17 protein-coding genes are annotated in these 18,536 nt (G+C 73.0%); 13 read left to right on the top strand and 4 right to left on the bottom strand.

The genetic code is table 11. The features are described from left to right. Positions 1-27: 27 nt before the first annotated feature. The 3 genes from PZ894_RS21435 to PZ894_RS21425 form a co-directional block, all read right to left on the bottom strand. Entirely contained in the window at positions 28-1,308 is a 1,281-nt protein-coding gene (locus PZ894_RS21435; protein ID WP_275747920.1) for a DUF5667 domain-containing protein, read from the bottom strand. Between the two features lie 79 nt (positions 1,309-1,387). Further along, positions 1,388-2,158, bottom strand: coding sequence for a sigma-70 family RNA polymerase sigma factor (locus tag PZ894_RS21430; protein WP_275747919.1), 771 nt, complete (start codon positions 2,156-2,158; stop codon positions 1,388-1,390). A gap of 153 nt (positions 2,159-2,311) precedes the next feature. Next, complete coding sequence (locus PZ894_RS21425) at positions 2,312-3,196, bottom strand: HAD-IB family hydrolase (protein ID WP_275747917.1); 885 nt, start codon at positions 3,194-3,196, stop codon at positions 2,312-2,314. Positions 3,197-3,250: 54 nt separating this feature from the next. Between PZ894_RS21425 and PZ894_RS21420 the strand changes: the two genes are divergently transcribed. The 7 genes from PZ894_RS21420 (at position 3,251) to hemB (ending at position 10,889) form a co-directional block, all read left to right on the top strand. Continuing rightward, positions 3,251-4,780, top strand: coding sequence for an AMP-binding protein (locus tag PZ894_RS21420; protein ID WP_275747916.1), 1,530 nt, complete (start codon positions 3,251-3,253; stop codon positions 4,778-4,780). Positions 4,781-4,782: 2 nt separating this feature from the next. Then, on the top strand, positions 4,783-5,028 hold the full coding sequence (locus PZ894_RS21415; RefSeq protein WP_275747915.1) for a glutaredoxin family protein: 246 nt from the start codon (positions 4,783-4,785) through the stop codon (positions 5,026-5,028). A gap of 196 nt (positions 5,029-5,224) precedes the next feature. Beyond that, positions 5,225-5,905: a redox-sensing transcriptional repressor Rex gene (locus PZ894_RS21410; RefSeq protein WP_275747914.1), complete on the top strand. Its 681-nt coding sequence runs from the start codon at positions 5,225-5,227 to the stop codon at positions 5,903-5,905. A gap of 76 nt (positions 5,906-5,981) precedes the next feature. Continuing rightward, complete coding sequence (locus PZ894_RS21405; protein ID WP_275747912.1) at positions 5,982-7,274, top strand: glutamyl-tRNA reductase; 1,293 nt, start codon at positions 5,982-5,984, stop codon at positions 7,272-7,274. After that, positions 7,271-8,236, top strand: a complete 966-nt coding sequence (gene hemC / locus PZ894_RS21400) for a hydroxymethylbilane synthase (RefSeq protein WP_275747911.1) — start codon at positions 7,271-7,273, stop codon at positions 8,234-8,236. Before PZ894_RS21405 ends, hemC begins: the two co-directional genes overlap by 4 nt. Beyond that, positions 8,233-9,891, top strand: coding sequence for a uroporphyrinogen-III synthase (locus PZ894_RS21395; protein WP_275747910.1), 1,659 nt, complete (start codon positions 8,233-8,235; stop codon positions 9,889-9,891). The genes hemC and PZ894_RS21395 overlap by 4 nt, the downstream gene beginning before the upstream one ends. Next, on the top strand, positions 9,888-10,889 hold the full coding sequence (gene hemB, locus PZ894_RS21390) for a porphobilinogen synthase (RefSeq protein ID WP_275747909.1): 1,002 nt from the start codon (positions 9,888-9,890) through the stop codon (positions 10,887-10,889). Before PZ894_RS21395 ends, hemB begins: the two co-directional genes overlap by 4 nt. 161 nt (positions 10,890-11,050) lie before the next feature. Here hemB and PZ894_RS21385 read toward each other — a convergent pair whose 3' ends face one another. After that, the gene (locus tag PZ894_RS21385; RefSeq protein WP_275747908.1) at positions 11,051-12,310 is read right to left on the bottom strand and encodes a lytic murein transglycosylase; all 1,260 of its coding nucleotides are present in this window, start codon (positions 12,308-12,310) and stop codon (positions 11,051-11,053) included. A 261-nt stretch (positions 12,311-12,571) separates the two neighbouring features. Between PZ894_RS21385 and hemL the strand changes: the two genes are divergently transcribed. The 6 genes from hemL to ccsB are packed head-to-tail and all read left to right on the top strand — an operon-like array spanning position 12,572 to position 18,520. Beyond that, positions 12,572-13,891, top strand: coding sequence for a glutamate-1-semialdehyde 2,1-aminomutase (gene hemL, locus PZ894_RS21380; protein ID WP_275747907.1), 1,320 nt, complete (start codon positions 12,572-12,574; stop codon positions 13,889-13,891). A 9-nt stretch (positions 13,892-13,900) separates the two neighbouring features. Continuing rightward, entirely contained in the window at positions 13,901-14,584 is a 684-nt protein-coding gene (locus PZ894_RS21375) for a histidine phosphatase family protein (protein WP_275747906.1), read from the top strand. Beyond that, positions 14,581-15,171: a TlpA disulfide reductase family protein gene (locus tag PZ894_RS21370; RefSeq protein WP_275747905.1), complete on the top strand. Its 591-nt coding sequence runs from the start codon at positions 14,581-14,583 to the stop codon at positions 15,169-15,171. The genes PZ894_RS21375 and PZ894_RS21370 overlap by 4 nt, the downstream gene beginning before the upstream one ends. Continuing rightward, a complete protein-coding gene (locus PZ894_RS21365) occupies positions 15,164-15,925 on the top strand; it encodes a cytochrome c biogenesis protein CcdA (protein ID WP_275747903.1) in 762 nt (253 codons plus the stop codon). Before PZ894_RS21370 ends, PZ894_RS21365 begins: the two co-directional genes overlap by 8 nt. Positions 15,926-15,929: 4 nt before the next feature. Further along, positions 15,930-17,504, top strand: coding sequence for a cytochrome c biogenesis protein ResB (locus PZ894_RS21360; RefSeq protein WP_275747901.1), 1,575 nt, complete (start codon positions 15,930-15,932; stop codon positions 17,502-17,504). After that, positions 17,501-18,520, top strand: a complete 1,020-nt coding sequence (gene ccsB / locus PZ894_RS21355; protein ID WP_275747900.1) for a c-type cytochrome biogenesis protein CcsB — start codon at positions 17,501-17,503, stop codon at positions 18,518-18,520. Before PZ894_RS21360 ends, ccsB begins: the two co-directional genes overlap by 4 nt. Positions 18,521-18,536: the final 16 nt, after the last annotated feature.

Raw genomic sequence — 18,536 nt, 5'->3', positions numbered from 1 at the left:
GCGACGCGCGCGGGCCTCGCAGGCCGGCTACTGCTGCGGTGGCGGCGGCAGGAGCGCGCCGGTGATCGGGTCGAGCACCCCCTGGAGGATCTCGGTGACGCCCTCGACGGTCCCGGTCACCGTCCCGGTGACGGCCCCCGTCAGCGGGCCGGTCGTGGGAGTGGTGCCGGTGCCGCCACCGCTCGACGCCGGGCTGCTCGCGGTCGCGCCCCCGGTGAGGACGCCGGTGAGACCTTCGGTCAGCGCCTTGACGGGGTTGGTGCCGCGCGTGGGCGAGGCGGTCGGGCTCGGGGCGGTGGTCGGGTCGAGCACGCTGCCCGGCGGGACGTCGCCGCCGACGTCCGGGAGGTCGGTGCCGGTGCTGTCCTCGGCGCCCCGGTCGCCCCGGGGGTCGCCGTCCGTCCCCTTGCCCGGCCGCGCCTCGTCCTGCTCGTCGCCGTCGCCGCGGGATCCGCGGGGCTCCTGCGCGGTCGCCGGGACCGTGGGGAGCTCGACGGGCGCGGCCGCGGTCAGCGACGGCGGGAACGCCTCGATCGGCGTGCCGCCGCAGTCGGGACACTGCTGGGCCGCCTCGGCGTCGATCTGGGCGACCACGTTGGCGGCGGCGATGAGCTCGTCGCGGGCGTCGGCGGGCACCTGCGGCTCGAGGTCCTCCAGCCGCGTGAGGCTGCCCGAGGCGAAGTCGCGCAGCTTGACGATCGACGCCTCGCGGCCGCTGTGCGCGTAGTCGGCGAACAACAGGTCGGCACCGCGCGTCGCCTGGTCGCTGAACGTGGCGAGGGTCGGTGCGACGCGCGCGTGCGCGCCGAGGTCGTCCGACGTCGCCAGCGCCGCTGCCTCCTCGAGGCGGTCGGTGGCGCCGGCGAGCTCGATGCTGCCCTTGCTGGCCTCGCCGGGCGACAGGTTGGCGTGCGCGGACTCGATGACCCGCTTGATCGGGTAGAGGGACTCACCGGGGAGCGCGGACTGCGCCGCGACCGCGACGGAGGCCGTGGCGCCGGCGATCGCCAACCCGCCGACGACCGCCGCGAGGCGCCGCTCCCGCGCGGTACGGCGGGCCGGGAGCCGGAGCTTCGAGAGGTCGTCGGGCACCAGCGCGGTCTCGGCCTCGGTCATGAGCCGGGCGCGCAGGTCGGCCACGAACTCCGGCCGCGGCTCCGGTGCGGGAACCGCTCGCAAGGAGCCGACGAGCTCCAGCAGCTCCGAGTCGCGGGTGGCTGCAGCATCGGTCCGCTCGCCCGTCGAGGATCGCTCGACCAGGGCGGCGAACTCCTCGGCGCGCCGTCGCGCCCGGTTCCCCCATGTCATGTCGACTCCAACGACGGGGGAACCGGCGGAGTTACGCCGACCCCACGGGGGACGTAAACGATTTCGTCGCGGCGCGCCATCAGTCCCGCAGCCCTTCCGGCATCAGCTTGGCGAGGTTGCGCACCCCGCGCAGCTGCAGCTGCTTGACCGCGCCGTCGCTGCGGCCCAGGACCGCGGCGGTCTCGGCGATGCTCATGCCCTGCAGGAAGCGCATCACCAGGCAGTCCCGCTGCTCGGCCGGCAGCTCGGTGAGCGCCTGCATCAGGATCTCGTTGGTGAGGCCCGCGATCACGGTGCCCTCGGGGCCGTCGGTCGCGTCGTCGTGGAGGCTCATGTCCTCGGTCGTGAGCTCGAGACGGGTGCGGCCGGCCTTGAAGTGGTCGGTGGTGAGGTTGCGCGCGATCGTCATCAACCAGGCGCCGAAGTCCTTGCCCTGCCAGCGGAAGTTGTTCATGCTCCGCAGCGCGCGGAAGAACGTCTCCGACGTCAGGTCCTCGGCCAGCGTGGACGAGCGGGTCCGGTAGAAGAGGAACCGGTAGACCGAGCCGTGGTAGTGGTCGTAGAGCATCCCGAACGCATCGGCGTCGCCCTGCCGCGCGAGCTCCACCAGCGCGATCAGTCGGGTGCGCTCGGCCTCGTCCTCCTCCGATGACGCGGCGAGCCCGGCGTCGTCGTACCCACCGGAGCCGCGGCTGCTGCTGCCGCCGGTGGAACGGTCCGTCGCGGCCTCGCTCGCGAGGAGTCCGAGCGGGGCTCCGACGGCGACCGGGCGCTCGGCGAGCAGCACCTCGGCGACGAGTCGGCGCAGGGCCTCGAGCCCTCCCGCCTGGTCGCGGACGTCTCCTGCCATCGTCGAACAGCCCTCCCAAGACCGGCTCCCCCAGACCGCGTGCAGTGGGAGCCTCCGGTCATCGTAAACAGGAGTTACGGCAGTGTGAACCGGCCAGTAGGCAAAGGATGGGTGTGGTCCATGTCACCCGCGATCCGGGTTTGGGCCGGGGCCTCAGTGCCGTCGTCCGCGCAGCGCCACTCCGGCGGCGACGGTGCCCGTCGCGGCTCCAGCGACCGCCCCTGCGGCGATGCCGATGCGCAGCGCCTTGCGGCCCGTGCGGTAGTCGCGGATCCGCCAGCCCTGCTCGCGGGCGTGATGGCGGAGCCTGGCGTCCGGGTTGATCGCACACGGGTCGCCGACCAGGGAGAGCATCGGCAGGTCGTTGTAGGAGTCGGAGTACGCCGAGCAGCGCCTCAGGTCGAGGCCCTCGCGCACCGCCAGCGCCCTGACCGCCTCGCCCTTGGCCGGCCCGTGCAGCAGGTCGCCGACGAGCCGGCCCGTGTAGACCCCGTCGACGTGCTCGGCGACGGTGCCGAGAGCGCCGGTGAGCCCGAGTCGGCGGGAGATGATCTGCGCGATCTCGATCGGGGCGGCCGTCACCAGCCACACGCGCTGGCCCTCGTCGAGGTGCAGCTGCGCGAGCGCGCGGGTGCCCGGCCAGATCCGGTGGGCCATGCCCTCCTCGAAGATCTCCTCGCCCAGCGACTGGAGCTCGGCGACCGTGTGACCGGCGATGAAGCCGAGCGCCGAGGACCGGGCGTCGGCGACGTGATCGGGGTCCTCGACGCCGACCACCCGGAAGTAGGCCTGCTTCCAGGCGGCGCCGAGGATCTCCCGGGTGGTGAAGAACCGGCGTCGGTGCAGTCCGCGGGCGAGGTGGAAGATGCTCGCGCCCTGCATCACGGTGTTGTCGACGTCGAAGAAGGCCGCGGCCCCGGGGTCCAGCGGGGGCGTCAGCGCGGACTCGACCTCGGCGGAGGCGGCCGCCGCCTCGCCGGCCAGCGTCGACCGCAGCTGCAGGTTCAGCGGTCGCGGTCTGCGCTCCGGGGGCGTCACATCGGCAGGGTAGACCCAGCCGGAGGGGCCGCGGGATGTGGAAGTATCCCCCTCATGCCCGGGATCCGTGACGTGGCCGAGCTGGTGAGCCGCGCCGCCGCCGAGAGTCCCGATCGGCTCGCCGTCGTCGAGGCCGGCGGCCGCAGCCTGACCTGGGCCGGTCTCGAGGACGAGGTCGACCGAATCGCCACCGGGCTCGCCGGCGCCGGCATCGTCGGCGGCCACCGGGTGCTGATCGCGATCGGCAACCGTCTCGAGTTCGTGACGACGTACCTCGGCGTGCTCCGGGCGCAGGCGGTGGCGGTGCCCGTCAATCCGGGCTCGGCCGTCGGCGAGCTGGCGCGGATGCTCGACGACTCCGGCGCGCGGGTCGCGGTCGCCGACGCGTCGACCGTCGCCGTCGTCCGCGATGCCCTCCGCGCGGTCGAGCCGCCGCCGCGCCTGGTCGTCGTGGGCGAGCCGTCGTACGACGAGCTGCGCGCCGAGCCGCCGCGGCCGATCCCCCCGCTGCAGGACCCCGACAAGCTCGCGGCGCTGCTCTACACCAGCGGCACCTCCGGGCTTCCGCGCGCGGCGATGCTGACCCACCGGGCGCTGCTGGCCAACATCGACCAGTGTGCGCAGGTCGAGCCGCCGATGATCCACGGCGACGACGTCGTGCTCGGCGTGCTGCCGCTGTTCCACGTCTACGGTCTCAATGCGGTGCTCGGCAGCGTGCTGCGGCGGCGGGCCAAGCTCGTGCTCGTCGAGCGGTTCGACCCGCAGGAGACCCTGGCGATCATCGACGACGAGGCGTGCAGCGTGGTGCCGGTCGCGCCGCCGGTGCTGGCCTACTGGCGCTCGGAGCCCGATCTGCGCGAGCGTCTCGGTCCGGTCCGGCTGATCCTCTCCGGGTCCGCGCCGCTGAGCCCCGAGGTCGCGCAGGACTTCACCGCGCGCAGCGGCGTCCCGGTGCACGAGGGCTACGGGCTCACCGAGGCATCGCCCGTCGTCACGAGCACGCTGTGCAGCGCGGTCAACCGGTCCGGATCCGTCGGCGCCGCGCTCCCGGGCATCGACCTCCGGCTGGTGGACGACGACGGGCGGCCACCCGAGGGCGACGACCCCGGCGAGATCTCGATCCGCGGAGCCAACCTGTTCAGCGGCTACTGGCCCGACGGTGCCGGCGGGCCCGACGCCGACGGCTGGTGGTCCACCGGCGACGTCGGCTTCCTCGACGAGAACGGCGACCTCTTCCTCGTCGACCGGCTCAAGGAGCTGGTCATCGTCTCCGGGTTCAACGTCTACCCGGTCGAGGTCGAGGACGTCGTCGAGGAGGTCCCCGGAGTCGTGGAGGTCGCGGTGATCGGCGTCGACGACGACCTGACCGGCGAGGCGGTCGTCGCCTACGTCCGCGCGCCGGAAGCGGACCCCGACGCGATCGCCGAGGCGGTGCGCGCGCACTGCGCGGCGCGGCTCGCCCGCTTCAAGCAGCCCTCACGGATCGAGGTCGTCGACGAGCTGCCCCGCACCATCACCGGCAAGGTGCAGAAGGGCCGGCTGCGCGGCATCGAGCGCCGCCGTACCCTCGGCCTCCTGGAGTAGGCGTGGGCGACCCGAGGATCACGCTGTACTCGAGGCCGGGCTGCCACCTGTGCGACGACGCCCGCGCGGTCATCGAGCGGGTCTGCGCCGACCTCGGTGAGCGGTACGTCGAGGTGTCGATCGACGACGTCCCGGCGCTGGGGGAGCGCTTCGCCGAGGAGATCCCGGTCACCTTCGTCGACGGTCGCCAGCACGACTTCTGGCGGGTGGACGAGCACCGCCTCCGCGCGACGCTCGCCCCCCGTTGAGCCGGCGGCGTCGGCCGCTCCGGCCCCGCCCGGCGTGGGTCATCTCACATGTGCTAGCGCCGTCCGGCCCTGCCGATCGCTCCGTTTTGTTCTCCCGTTCACAAACTCCTACAGTGAACGAGCCGTCAGGTTCCGAGGCCCTCCTCGGCGCCCGGCGACGGCCCAGCAGCCCCTCGGCTATGGAAAGACAAGAGCAGTGACCGCACGGACCTCATCCGAGACCGCTCGGGACATCCCCGAGGCGACCGTCGCACGGCTGCCCGTCTACCTCCGGGCCCTCACGACGCTGTCCGAGCAGGGCACCAGCACCTGCTCCAGCGAGGAGCTCGCGGTCGCCGCCGGGGTCAACAGCGCCAAGCTGCGCAAGGACCTCTCCTACCTCGGGAGCTACGGCACCCGGGGCGTCGGCTACGACGTCGAGTACCTCCGCTACCAGATCGCCCGCGAGATCGGCGTGACCCAGGACTGGCCCGTCGTCATCGTCGGCATCGGCAACCTCGGCCAGGCGCTCGCCAACTACTCCGGCTTCCGCAGCCGCGGCTTCCGCACCGTGGCCCTGCTCGACGCCGACCCGGCCCGGCGCGACGAGGTCGTGGCGGGGCTGGTGGTCCGCCCGTTCGCCGACCTCGAGCAGATCGTCCACGACCACGCCGTGGCCATCGGCGTGATCGCCACGCCGGCCGTGGCCGCCCAGGACGTCGCGGACCGGATGGTCGCCTGCGGGATCACCAGCATCCTCAACTTCGCGCCGACCGTGATCTCGGTGCCCGACCAGGTCGACGTCCGCAAGGTCGACCTCTCCATCGAGCTGCAGATCCTCGCCTACCACGAGCAGCGCAAGACCCAGGGGGCCCCCAGCCAGGAGGTCGGAGCGTGAGCGAGCGCAGCGAGCGAACCGTTCAGAGCAGTGCGTCCTGTGCCTCATGCGCGCACGGAGCGAAGCGAGTACGCGCATGAGCGTCCTCGTCGTGGGCGTGTCCCACAAGTCCGCACCCGTCTCCCTGCTGGAGCGGGTCGCCCTCGACGGCGAGGGCGTCCACAAGCTGATCGACGACGTCTCCGCGTGCGAGCACGTCACCGAGGCCACCGTGATCGCCACCTGCAACCGCGTGGAGATCTACGCCGACGTCGACCGCTTCCACGGCAGCGTCGAGGAGGTGTCCCGCCTCCTCGTCGAGCGCGCGGGCGGCTCGACCGGGGAGATGCTCCCGCACCTCTACGTCCACTACGACGACGGAGCGGTGTCCCACCTCTTCCAGGTCGTCGCCGGCCTCGACTCGATGGCGCTCGGCGAGGGTCAGATCCTCGGCCAGACCCGCGACGCCCTCAGCGCCGGCCAGGAGATCGGGACGGTCGGACCGTCGCTCAACGTGCTCTTCCAGCAGGCGCTGCGGGTCGGCAAGCGGGCCCGCGCCGAGACCGACATCGACCGTGCCGCGCCCTCGCTCGTGTCGGCGGCGCTCGACCGCAGCCACGCCGCGGTCGGCGACCTGTCCGGCAAGCGGGTGCTGGTGCTGGGCGCCGGCGCGATGGCCGGTCTCGCGACCGCGACCGTCTCGCGCCGCGGCGCCGCGAGCGTCACCGTCGCCAACCGGACCGCCGGGAGGGCCGAGCGGCTGGCCGACGAGTACGGCGCCCGCTCGGCCGCGCTGACCGACCTCGGCGCCGAGCTGGCGCTCGCCGACGTCGTCGTGTCCTGCACCGGCTCGACCGGGGTCGTGGTGACCCGTGCGATGGTCGAGGCGGCGATCGCGGACGGCCGCGAGATCTCGATCATCGACCTCGCCCTGCCGCACGACGTCGACCCCGAGGTCGGCGGGCTGCCGGGCGTCAGCCTGGTCAACCTCACCGAGCTCGCCGAGGAGCTGCGCGGCAGCGAGGCCGGCCAGGAGGTCGCCGCCGTCCGCCGGATCGTCACGCAGGAGGTCGCGGCGTTCCTCGCCGCGCGCCGACAGGCCAGCGTCACGCCGACCGTCGTCGCGCTGCGCTCGATGGCGACCGCGATCGTCGACGCCGAGATGGACCGGCTCTCGGGCCGCGTGCCCGACCTCGACGACGCGACCCGCGCCGAGGTGCTCCACACGGTGCGCCGGGTCGCCGACAAGCTGCTGCACGAGCCGACCGTGCGCGTGAAGGAGCTCGCCAACGAGACCGGCGCCGTCTCCTACGCGGCCGCGCTCGCCGAGCTCTTCGCGCTCGACCCCGAGGCGGTCGACGCCGTGACCCGTCCGGAGGCGCTGTCGTGAGCGCCCCCGTCCGCATCGGCACCCGCGCCTCCGTGCTCGCGACCACCCAGTCGCGGCTGGTCGCCGACCGGATCGCCGAGCTGCTCGGCCGTGAGGTCGAGCTGGTCGAGATCAGCACCGAGGGCGACCGCAGCCAGGCCGCCGGCACCCCGCTGGCCGGGACGTCGACGACCGGCGTGTTCGTCAGCGCACTGCGCGACGCCCTGCTCGACGGGCGCGTGGACGTCGCCGTGCACTCGCTCAAGGACCTCCCGACGTACCCCGCCGAGGGCATCGTGCTGGCCGCGATCCCGGGCCGCGAGGACCCGCGCGACGTCGTCGTCGCCCGCGACGGCCTGAGCCTCGGCGAGCTGCCCGTCGGCAGCCGCGTCGGCACCGGGTCGCCGCGACGGGCCGCGCAGCTGCGCGCGCTCGGTCTCGGCGTCGACGTCGACGGCGTCCGGGGCAACGTCGACAGCCGGATCGCCAAGGTGCGGTCGGGGGAGTACGACGCCGTCGTGCTCGCGCGCGCCGGGTTGGCCCGCATCGGTCGCCTCGACGAGGCGACCGAGGTGCTCGACCCGCTGCAGGTGCTCCCCGCCCCCGGGCAGGGCGCGCTCGCGGTCGAGTGCCGCCACGACGACGACCTCGCGGTGCAGCTGCGCGAGGTGCTCGACGACCCCCGCGCCCGCGCGGCGGTCGAGGCGGAGCGGGCCGTGCTCGCGACGCTCGAAGGAGGCTGCTCCGCGCCGATCGGAGCCCTGGCCGAGCTGGTCGAGGGCGACGACGGCGAGGAGCTGTGGGTGCGGGCGATCGCCCTCTCGCCCGACGGGGGTCTCTCGGTGCGGATGTCCGCCACCGGTGACCCGGCCGACGCCGCCGGCGTCGGCGACCGGCTCGCCCGGGAGATGCTCGCCGACGGCGCGGCGGACCTCGCGAAGCCGGAGAACGACCACTCGCTAGACAAGGTGCAGAACGCATGACCCGAGCCAAGACCACCCCGAAGGACCAGCCGCGCGGCTGGGTGTCGTTCGTGGGCAGTGGCCCCGGCGACCCGGGCCTGCTCACGGTGCGCGCCGTCGAGCTGCTGCGGCGTGCCGACGTCGTCGTCACCGAGGTCCCCGAGCACGCCGACCTGATCCGCAAGGTCCTCGACCTGCCGGTGCCGGCCGACGACGCGAAGCCCGCCGGCCCCGAGATCGTCGACGGGGGCTTCGGCGAGGACGGCCAGCCGCTGACCCACGCCGCGCGCGGCAAGGTCGTCGTCCGCCACGCCAAGAAGGGCCAGCGCGTGGTGCGGCTGATGGCCGGCGACCCGTTCCTCTACGCCTCCGGGCCGGAGGAGGCGCAGGCGTGCGTGAAGGCGGGGCTCGCGTTCGAGATCGTGCCGGGCGTCTCGTCCGTCAACGCGGTCCCGGCGTACGCCGGCATCCCGCTCACCACGAAGGACCACCGCGAGGTCGCGGTCGTGACGTGCGGCGACAAGGTCGACTGGGGCCGGTACGCCGACAGGCGCACCCTCGTGCTGCTCTCGGCCGTCGGCCAGATCGGCGACATCGCCAAGGCGCTGGTCGCCGCGGGCCGGAGCCCGCAGACTCCCGTCGCGATGACCCGGGTCGGCACCACCACCGAGCAGGCCACGGTCGCCTCCACCCTGGAGCGGATCGCCGCCGACGCGCGCGCCGCCCGGATGGCGCCGCCGGCGGTGACCGTCGTGGGCGACGTGGTCGACCTGCGCGAGACGCTGTCGTGGTTCGAGACCAAGCCGCTCTTCGGGTGGCGGGTCCTGGTGCCACGCACCAAGGAGCAGGCGGGCGCGCTCTCGGAGCGGCTGCGCGGCTACGGCGCGGTGCCCGACGAGGTGCCCACCATCTCCGTCGAGCCGCCGCGCAACCCGCAGCAGATGGACAAGGCCGTCCGCGGCCTCGTCGAGGGCCGGTACGAGTGGATCGCCTTCACCTCGGCCAACGCGGTCAAGGCGGTGCGGGAGAAGTTCGAGGAGTACGGCCTGGACGCGCGCGCCTTCTCCGGCCTCAAGATCGCCGCCGTCGGCGACAAGACCGCCCAGGTGATCGCCGACTGGGGCCTGCGTGCCGACCTGGTGCCGTCGGCCGATGATCCAGCCGGTCAGTCGGCCGCCGGGCTGTTGGCGAACTGGCCGGAGTACGACGAGCTGCTCGACCCGATCAACCGGGTCTTCCTGCCGCGCGCCGACATCGCGACCGAGAACCTCGTCGCCGGCCTCATCGACCTCGGCTGGGAGTGCGACGACGTCACGGCGTACCGCACCGTGCGAGCCGCGCCGCCGCCGCCGGAGACCCGTGACGCGATCAAGACCGGCCGGTTCGACGCGGTGGTCTTCACGTCGTCGTCGACGGTGCGCAACCTGGTCGGCATCGCCGGCAAGCCGCACGCCTCGACGGTGATCGCGGTGATCGGTCCCGCGACGGCCAAGACCGCCGAGGAGCACGGCCTCCGGGTCGACGTGCTCGCGAGCAAGCCGGACGTCGAGGAGCTCGTCGACGCGCTCGCCGACTTCGGCGCGGCGCGCCGCATCTCGCTGCTCGAGGCCGGCCAGCCCGTCACCAAGCCGTCGGAGCGGAAGACCTCCGCGCGCCGGAAGGCCCGCGCCGAATGACCGATCCCCTCGTCCCTCCGGTGTCCGGACCCACGGTCCGGCCGCGGCGCCTGCGCACCACGCCGGCGCTGCGCCGGATGGTGGGGGAGACGTCGCTCGAGGCGCGGCAGCTCGTGCTGCCGCTCTTCGTGCGCGAGGGTCTCGACGAGCCGCGACCGATCTCCTCGATGCCCGGCGTCGTGCAGCACACCCGCTCGACGCTGCTGAAGGCGGTGGCCGAGGCCGTCGACCTCGGGCTCGGCGGCGTCATGCTCTTCGGCATCCCGGAGGAGAAGGACGCGGAGGGGTCCGGCGCGATCGACCCGGCCGGCATCCTCAACCTCGCGATCACCGACGTGGTCGCCGAGGTCGGCGATGCGCTCACGGTGATGAGCGACCTGTGCCTCGACGAGTTCACCGACCATGGTCATTGCGGCGTCCTGACGCCGGACGGCAAGGTCGACAACGACCGCACGCTCGCGGCGTACGCCGAGATGGCGCGCGCCCAGGCGCACGCCGGCGTCGACATGGTCGGACCCAGCGGCATGATGGACGGCCAGGTCGCCGTCGTCCGGGCGGCCCTCGACGCCGCCGAGCACACCGACGTGTCGATCCTGGCCTACTCGGCGAAGTACGCCTCGGCGTTCTTCGGCCCGTTCCGCGAGGCCGTCGACTCCGCGCTGCAGGGCGACCGCCGCACCTACCAGCAGGACCCCGGCAACGGCCGCGAGGGCGTGCGCGAGGCGCTGCTCGACGTGGAGGAGGGCGCCGACCTCGTGATGGTGAAGCCGGCGCTGGCCTACCTCGACGTGCTGCGCCGGGTCCGCGACGCCGTCGACGTGCCCGTCGCGGCCTACAACATCTCGGGCGAGTACGCCATGGTCGAGGCCGCCGCCGCGAACGGCTGGATCGACCGCGAGGCGGCGATCCTCGAGACGCTCACCTCGATCCGGCGCGCCGGCGCCGACGTGGTGCTGACCTACTGGGCGAGCGAGGCCGCGCGGCTGCTTGCGCGCTGACGTCGGTCGGTGGCGCCGGGCGGCGGCTTCATCAAGGGATGCAGGCCAAGCCGCGCTTCCCTTGTCGAGCTCATCGAGGGGACCGCAGGTCGACCTGCATCCCTTGATGAAACAGCGACGGGCGGTCCCACGGGGCTTCGACGCTCGCGCACCTGGTCAGATCAGTGCGTGTAGGCGTAGACGCACTGGTCGTACGGGTCGTCGGTGCGCAGCAGGTTGTCGAGGTAGCCGTCGAGCAGGCACTGGGCGCGCGCCTGGACGTCGGACAGCAGCTGGTCGACCGGGGTGATCGAGGTCGAGGGGAGCGCCGGGAGCGTCAGGGTCGGCAGCGGCAGCTTCGGGGGGTCGGCCGACTTCGTCGCCGAGGTGTCGGCGGGCTGGGTCGGCTGCTGGGTGGGCGGCTGCGTCGGCTGCTGCGTGGGCGGCGGCGTCGGCCTGGTGCCGCCGTCGCCGGTGCCGCCCTCGTCGTCGGCCGAGGTGTCGTCGCCGCCGGCGCCGCCGTCGTCGCCCTTGTCGCCCCGGTCGCCCTGGGTGGGCTTCTTGCCGTCGCCGGGCTTCTCCGGGAGCTCCGGTACGACGTAGCCGGCCGAGGTCACGCCGTTGGGCACCGAGGTGAACTCGCCGTCGAGGTAGGCCTGCATGATCGACAGCACCAGGTCGACGTACGCGTCGCTGTGGTTGTAGCGGAACACGGCGGCGCGCTGGCCGGCGGTGGTGCTCAGGTCGTCGTTGCCGGAGCAGAGGTAGACGGCGGTCGCGAGGGCCGCGTCGTCGACGTCCTGGGGGTTGCGCTGGCCGTCGCCGTCGGCGTCGACGCCGACCACGGACCAGGTGGACGGGATGAACTGCATCGGCCCGACGGCGCGGTCCCAGACCGCATCGGAGTCGTACTGCCCCGCGTCGGTGTCGGAGATCCGGCTGGTGCCGTGGCCGCCGTCGAGCGGCTTGCCGAAGATGCCCGGGGTCGCGACGCCCTCGCCGTTGAGCGTGTTGCCGCCGAAGCGGCCGTGGTTGGACTCGACCCGGCCGATCGCGGCGACCAGCTGCCAGGTCAGGTGGCAGCCGGAGTCTGCGGAGTTGATGACGGTCTCGGCCCGCTGGTACGCCGCGAGCGCGGCGGCAGGGATGCCCGACGTCGTGGCGGTGGCGACGACCCGCTCGGCGTTGCCGACGGCGCCCGGACGGACGCCGCCCGAGGCGGACGACACGCTCGCGGGGTCCTCGATCGCCTGGGTCGGCAGGCTGGTGCCGTCGGGGAGGGTCGAGTCGGTCGTGGCGTCGGCGAGCGCGGTGCCCGCCCCCGTGGTCGCGATGCTGGCAGTCCACGCGGCGGAGAGCACCGCCAGCGGGACCACGGCCATCGCCTTCTGGCCACGCCCGAGGCGCGACCGGCGGCCGTCGCTCGACCCAGTTCTGGACATCTCCTGCAGCTCCTGCTCCCCGGACCCACCCGCGCTCCCTCGGCGCGGGTGACGGTCGTCAAACGACCGGGCCCTGCTCTCGTTACGGTACGTCGCCCCGCGGGGACGTGCAGCCCTTCGCGGGTGGTCCGACCATTCCCGCAGGTCGGAACGGTGAAACGTGTTCCCCCGACGCGTCCGCGACGTGGCCTGGCCCACGCCGCGGGACGCCCCCGCCGACCTGGGCTGGGCCCGGTTGGGCGGCTCGGGGACAATGGGCCGGTGCCCCGTCCCACCGCCGTCAGCTCCGCCCTGTTCGAGAGGGCTCGCGCGGTGACCCCGGGGGGCGTGAACTCCCCGGTCCGCGCCTTCAACGCGGTCGGCGGCACGCCCCGGTTCATCCGGTCGGCCGCCGGCGCGTGGCTGACCGACGCCGACGGCAACGAGTACGTCGACCTCGTCTGCTCCTGGGGCCCGATGCTGCTCGGGCACGCGCACCCCGAGGTGCAGGCCCGCGTCGCCGAGGCGGTCGCGCGCGGCACGTCGTACGGCGCGCCGACCGAGCCCGAGGTCGAGCTCGCCGAGGAGATCGTCTCGCGGGCGCCGGTCGAGCGGGTGCGCTTCGTCTCGTCGGGCACCGAGGCGACGATGTCGGCCATCCGGCTGGCCCGCGGTTTCACCGGCCGCGACGTCGTCGTGAAGTTCGCCGGGTGCTACCACGGCCACGTCGACTCGCTGCTCGCCTCGGCCGGGTCCGGCCTCGCGACGTTCGCCGTCCCGGGCACCCCCGGCGTGCCGGCCTCGTCCACCGAGCTGACGGTCGTCCTGCCCTACAACGACCGGGCCGCGGTCGAGAAGGTGTTCGCGGAGCACCCCGACCGGATCGCCTGCCTGATCACCGAGGCGGCGCCCGGCAACATGGGCGTCGTCCCCCCGGAGCCCGGCTTCAACGCGTTCCTCGCGGAGAGCTGCCGCGCCCACGGTGCGCTGTTCGTCAGCGACGAGGTGATGACCGGCTTCCGGGCCAGCAAGCACGGCCAGTGGGGCCTCGACGGCGCCGTCGAGGGCTGGCGCCCCGACCTGATGACCTTCGGCAAGGTCATGGGCGGCGGCTTCCCCGCCGCGGCCTTCGGCGGCCGCGCCGACGTGATGTCGCGGCTCTCACCGGAGGGCCCGGTCTACCAGGCCGGCACGCTGTCCGGGAACCCGATCGCCACCACCGCCGGCCTCACCACGCTGCGGCTCGCGACCGACGAGGTCTACGCGCACATCGGCGCCGCGGCCGACACCATCAAGGTCGCCGCCTCCGACGCGCTCACCCGGGCCGGCGTACCGCACGTCGTGCAGTCGACCGGCACGATGTTCTCCGTCTTCCTCACCGCCGACGTCGGCGAGCGGGTGCGCGACTTCGCGGACGCGTCGACGACCGACCAGGCGGCGTACGCCGCGTTCTTCCACGCCATGCTCGACGCCGGCGTCTACCTGCCGCCCTCGGCGTACGAGGCGTGGTTCCTGTCCTCCGCCCACGACGACCGCGCCGTCTCGACGGTGCTCGACGCCCTGCCGGCTGCCGCCCGTGCGGCCGCGGCCGCACGGGGCTAGGAGATGTCGATGACCGCGACCCCCGACACGATCGTCCACCTGCTCCGGCACGGCGAGGTGCACAACCCCGACGGCGTGCTCTACGGACGCCGCGACGGCTTCCACCTCTCCGACCTCGGCAACCAGATGGCCCACCGCGTCGCGGCCTCCATCGGCGACCGCGACATCGTGCACCTCCGGTCCTCTCCCCTGGAGCGGGCCCAGGAGACGTCGCGTCCGCTCGCCGAGGCGCGCGGCCTCGAGATCGTCACCGACGAGCGCGTCATCGAGTCGACGAACCAGTTCGAGGGCATCAGCTTCGGCGAGGGCGCGATGACGATCCTCAAGCGGCCCCGGCTCTGGCGACACATGTGGAACCCCGTCCGGCCGTCGTGGGGCGAGCCCTACAAGCAGGTCGTCGCCCGGATGATGGCCGCCGTCGAGGACGCCCGCGCGGCCGCTGCCGGGCACGAGGCCGTCGTCGTCTCCCATCAGCTCCCGATCTGGATCACCCGGCTGCACGTCGAGAAGCGCTCCTTCCTCCACGACCCGCGCAGCCGCCAGTGCACGCTGTGCTCTCTGACGTCGCTGCACTTCGTCGGCGACCGGCTGACCCAGGTCAGCTACTCCGAGCCCGCGGGCGACCTGATCCCGGTCAAGGACCGCAAGGCGCCGTTCTCGGCCGGTGGTGCCCCGGAGGAGCAACGCCCGTGAGACCTCTCCGGGCCGGCGTCGCCGCGCCGCTGCTGCTCGCACTGCTTCTTCCTGGGCTGGGCGCCTGCACCTCGCTCGGCTCGACCGGTGACAAGGGCTTCATCAGCGGTGACGGGTCGGTGCGCGTCATCGACGCCGCGGATCGCGACGAGCCGGTCTCGTTCGAGGGCGAGTCGCTCACCGGTGAGCCGCTCTCGTCGCAGGACTACCTCGGCAAGGTGCTCGTCGTGAACAGGTGGTGGTCGGGCTGCGACCCGTGCCGGGTCGAGATGCCGATGCTGAGCGAGGTGGAGGCCGAGCTCGGCGACAAGGCGTCGGTCCTCGGGGTCAACATCCGCGACTCCAGCCCGGCCAACGGGCTCGCCTTCATGGAGGGCGTGGGTGCGGAGTTCCCGTCGATCTACGACACCAAGGGCCGCACCGGCCTCGCCTTCGCGGGCAAGGTGCCGCTGGCGTCGACCCCCACCACCATCGTGCTCGACGCGGAGGGGCGCGTCGCCGCGGTGATCGCGGGTGAGATCCCGAGCAAGCAGACGGTGATCGACGTCGTCGACGAGATCGCCGACGACGGGACCGCGGATGGCTGACTGGTTCGAGTCGACGGCGTCCTCCGGCTCGCTGCTCCTCGCGATCCCCGTCGCGCTGATCGCGGGACTGGTCTCGTTCTTCTCCCCGTGCGTGATCCCGCTGCTGCCCGGCTACCTCTCCTACGCCACCGGGCTGTCGGGGGCCGACCTCGCCAACGGGGTCGCGGGCACCCGGCGCGGACGCATGTTCCTCGGGTCCCTGCTCTTCGTGCTCGGCTTCGCGGTGGTCTTCGTGATCCTCGGCTCGGCGTCCGGCGCGCTCGGGGCCTGGCTGGTCGAGTACGACGACACGCTGACGGTCGTCCTCGCCGTCGTGCTCATCGTGCTCGGCCTCGTCTTCGCGGGCTGGGTGCCGATGCTCCAGCGCGACTGGCGCATCCACCGGCTGCCCGGCGTCGGACTGGCGTCGGCGCCCGTCATCGGCTTCCTCTTCGGCGTCGGCTGGGCCCCGTGCATCGGACCGACCCTCGGCGCGATCCTGACGCTCTCCTACAACGAGTCGACGATCAGCCGGGGCGCGTTCCTGGCCGGCGTCTACGCGCTCGGGCTCGGCATCCCGTTCATCGTCGCCGGCCTCGCCTACGAGAAGATGCTCGGCGCCGTCGGCTGGGTGCGTCGCCACCAGGCCTGGGTCATGCGCGCCGGCGGCGTCATGCTGATCGCGGTCGGCCTGCTGCTGCTCACCGGCTGGTGGGACCAGGCCGTCACCTGGCTCCAGGTCCGCCTGGTCGAGAACTCGACGACGGTGGTCTGACCGGATGAACACCGCACTCTCCACCCGGCCGCCCGAGGACGACCGACGCCCCGGCGAGCTGACCTTCCGCGAGCTCCTGCGCTGGATCTGGCGCCAGATCACCTCGATGCGCACCGCGCTGATCCTGCTGCTCCTGCTCGCGCTCGCCGCGATCCCCGGGTCGGTCATCCCGCAGCAGGGCGTCGACTCGCTCAAGACCTCCAACTGGCAGGACGACCACCCGAAGCTCACCCCGATCTACGAGCGGCTCGGCCTGTTCTCGGTCTACGACTCCGCGTGGTTCTCGGCGATCTACATCCTGCTGATGATCTCGCTGGTCGGCTGCATCGTGCCCCGCACCCTCCACTACTGGCGCGGCCTGCGGGCGCGGCCGCCGAAGGCGCCACGCAACCTGACCCGGCTGCCGGACCACGCCGCGTACACGACGCCGGAGCCGCCCGAGGCCGTGCTCGAGCGCGCACGGTCGACGCTGAGGCGCCGGCGCTACCGGATGGAGGCCGACGGCGACGCGATCTCGGCGGAGCGCGGCTACCTGCGCGAGGCCGGCAACCTCGTCTTCCACCTGTCGGTTGTGGTGGTGCTGGTCGGGTTCGCGATGGGCGGGCTCTTCGGCTACAAGGGCGGCGTCATCCTGCTCGTCGGCGACGACTACGGCTTCTCGAACACCCCCGACCAGTACGACGAGTTCAACCCGGGCAGCCTCTTCAGCGCCGACCGGATGGAGCCGTTCTCGTTCTCGATCGACGACTTCTCGGTCGACTGGCTCACCACGGGCCGCAGGGCCGGCATGGCGCGCGGCTTCGCGTCGCACCTGGACTACCAGGAGACGCTCGACGGGCCCGAGCAGAGCTACGACCTCCGGGTCAACCACCCGCTGTCGATCGGCAGCACCGACGTCTTCCTCATCGGCCACGGCTACGCGCCCGTCATCACGATCCGCGACGGCGACGGCGACATCGTGAAGAGCGGACCGACGATCTTCCTGCCCACCAGCCAGAGCTTCCAGTCGATCGGCGTGGTCGCGGCCCCCGACGCCGAGCCGACCCAGGTCGGCCTCGAGGGCGAGTTCTACCCGACGGTGGCCTTCTCGCAGCAGACGGGCAGCTACTACTCCCTGCTGGGCAAGCCGCTCGACCCGATGGTCTCGATGCTCGTCTACACCGGCGACCTCGGCATGGACGACGGGGTCCCGCAGTCGGTCTACTCGCTCGACAAGTCGCGGACGACGATGCTGACGAAGAAGGACGGCACGCCGTACCGCATCGACCTGCGCGAGGGCGAGACCGTGAAGCTGCCCGACGGTCTCGGCACGGTGAGCTTCGAGCGGCTCGAGCGCTGGAACAAGATCCAGATCAGCCAGACCCCCGGCAAGTGGATCGCGCTCGCCGGTGTGGTGCTCGCGCTCGTCGGCCTGCTCGGGTCGCTGTTCATCCGTCCGCGCCGGGTGTGGGTTCGCGCCCGCCGCGACGGGGACGGCACACTGGTCGAGGTGGCCGCCCTCGACCGGTCCGGAGGCGGCGACGTCGCAGCCGTGGTGGACGAGCTCGTGGAAGCCCTGCAACGAGAGGACCAGTCGTGACCGACGCAGCGTGGGAGAGCCTCAGCAACCAGGCGGTGGCCGCCGCCGGCCTCCTCTACTTCCTGGCGCTCCTCGCCCACCTCATCGAGTGGGCGTCGCTGCGCAAGATGCCGGTGGCCTCCGGGTCATCCGCCCGCGCGTCCGTCGACGTCCCCGGCGGGGTCGCCGTCGCGACGGGCCCGGACGGCGCCGACGACGTGGCCGGCGAGCAGCGCGCGCGGCGTACGGCGATGTTCGGCCGGCTCGGCTACCTGGTCACCTGGCTCGCCGTCGCCGTCCACCTCGTCGGCCTGGTCGGGCGGGGGATGGCCGCGGACCCCAACCGGGTCCCCTGGGGCAACATGTACGAGTTCACGCTGGCGGGCACGTTCGTGGTCGCCGCGCTCTACGTCGCCCTCTACCGTCGGCTGCGGCTCGCGTGGATGGCGCCGATCGTGCTGGCGTTCGTGCTGTCCGTGCTGATGGTCGCGGTGATCTGGCTGTACTCGCCCGTCGCGCCGCTCACCGAGGCGCTCGACTCCTACTGGCTGGTGATCCACGTCGTCTCGGCGATCGTCGCCACCGGCGCGTTCACCCTCGGCGGCATCACCTCCGCGCTCTACCTGGTCAAGGCGCGGTCGCTGGCGAAGCACGGGCCCCGGCAGTCCGGGTACGTCGCGCGACTGCCGCAGCCCGAGGCCCTGGACCGGGTGTCCTACCGCCTGCACGCCTTCGGCTTCCCCGTGTGGACCTTCGCCGTGCTGATCACCGGCCCGATCTGGGCGCACCAGGCCTGGTCGTCGTACTGGAACTGGGACCCGAAGGAGGTGTGGGCGTTCATCACCTGGGTCGTCTACGCGGCGTACCTCCACGCCCGCACCACCGCCGGCTGGAAGGGCCGCAACGCCGCGATCCTGGCGCTGGTGGGCGTGGCGACGCTGTGGTTCAACTTCATCGGGATCAACTACTTCTCGAGCACCTCGCAGCACTCGTACGCCGGGAGCGCGCCCGCGATCCACGTCGCGCCGGAGCGCTAGCCCGAGCTAGCCGCGG

It is taken from the genome of Nocardioides sp. YIM 152315, from assembly GCF_029210375.1.
Lineage (GTDB): Bacteria > Actinomycetota > Actinomycetes > Propionibacteriales > Nocardioidaceae > Nocardioides.
This window is presented reverse-complemented; position numbering and strand designations above follow the sequence as displayed.

Bases quoted from the DNA above. Each gene is read 5' to 3' on its own strand.
- PZ894_RS21435 (WP_275747920.1), bottom strand. From the start codon at position 1,308: ATGACATGGGGGAACCGGGCGCGACGGCGCGCCGAGGAGTTCGCCGCC.
- PZ894_RS21430 (WP_275747919.1), bottom strand. From the start codon at position 2,158: ATGGCAGGAGACGTCCGCGACCAGGCGGGAGGGCTCGAGGCCCTGCGC.
- PZ894_RS21420 (WP_275747916.1), top strand. From the start codon at position 3,251: ATGCCCGGGATCCGTGACGTGGCCGAGCTGGTGAGCCGCGCCGCCGCC.
- PZ894_RS21405 (WP_275747912.1), top strand. From the start codon at position 5,982: ATGAGCGTCCTCGTCGTGGGCGTGTCCCACAAGTCCGCACCCGTCTCC.
- PZ894_RS21395 (WP_275747910.1), top strand. From the start codon at position 8,233: ATGACCCGAGCCAAGACCACCCCGAAGGACCAGCCGCGCGGCTGGGTG.
- hemB (WP_275747909.1), top strand. From the start codon at position 9,888: ATGACCGATCCCCTCGTCCCTCCGGTGTCCGGACCCACGGTCCGGCCG.
- PZ894_RS21385 (WP_275747908.1), bottom strand. From the start codon at position 12,310: ATGTCCAGAACTGGGTCGAGCGACGGCCGCCGGTCGCGCCTCGGGCGT.
- PZ894_RS21375 (WP_275747906.1), top strand. From the start codon at position 13,901: ATGACCGCGACCCCCGACACGATCGTCCACCTGCTCCGGCACGGCGAG.
- PZ894_RS21365 (WP_275747903.1), top strand. From the start codon at position 15,164: ATGGCTGACTGGTTCGAGTCGACGGCGTCCTCCGGCTCGCTGCTCCTC.
- PZ894_RS21360 (WP_275747901.1), top strand. From the start codon at position 15,930: ATGAACACCGCACTCTCCACCCGGCCGCCCGAGGACGACCGACGCCCC.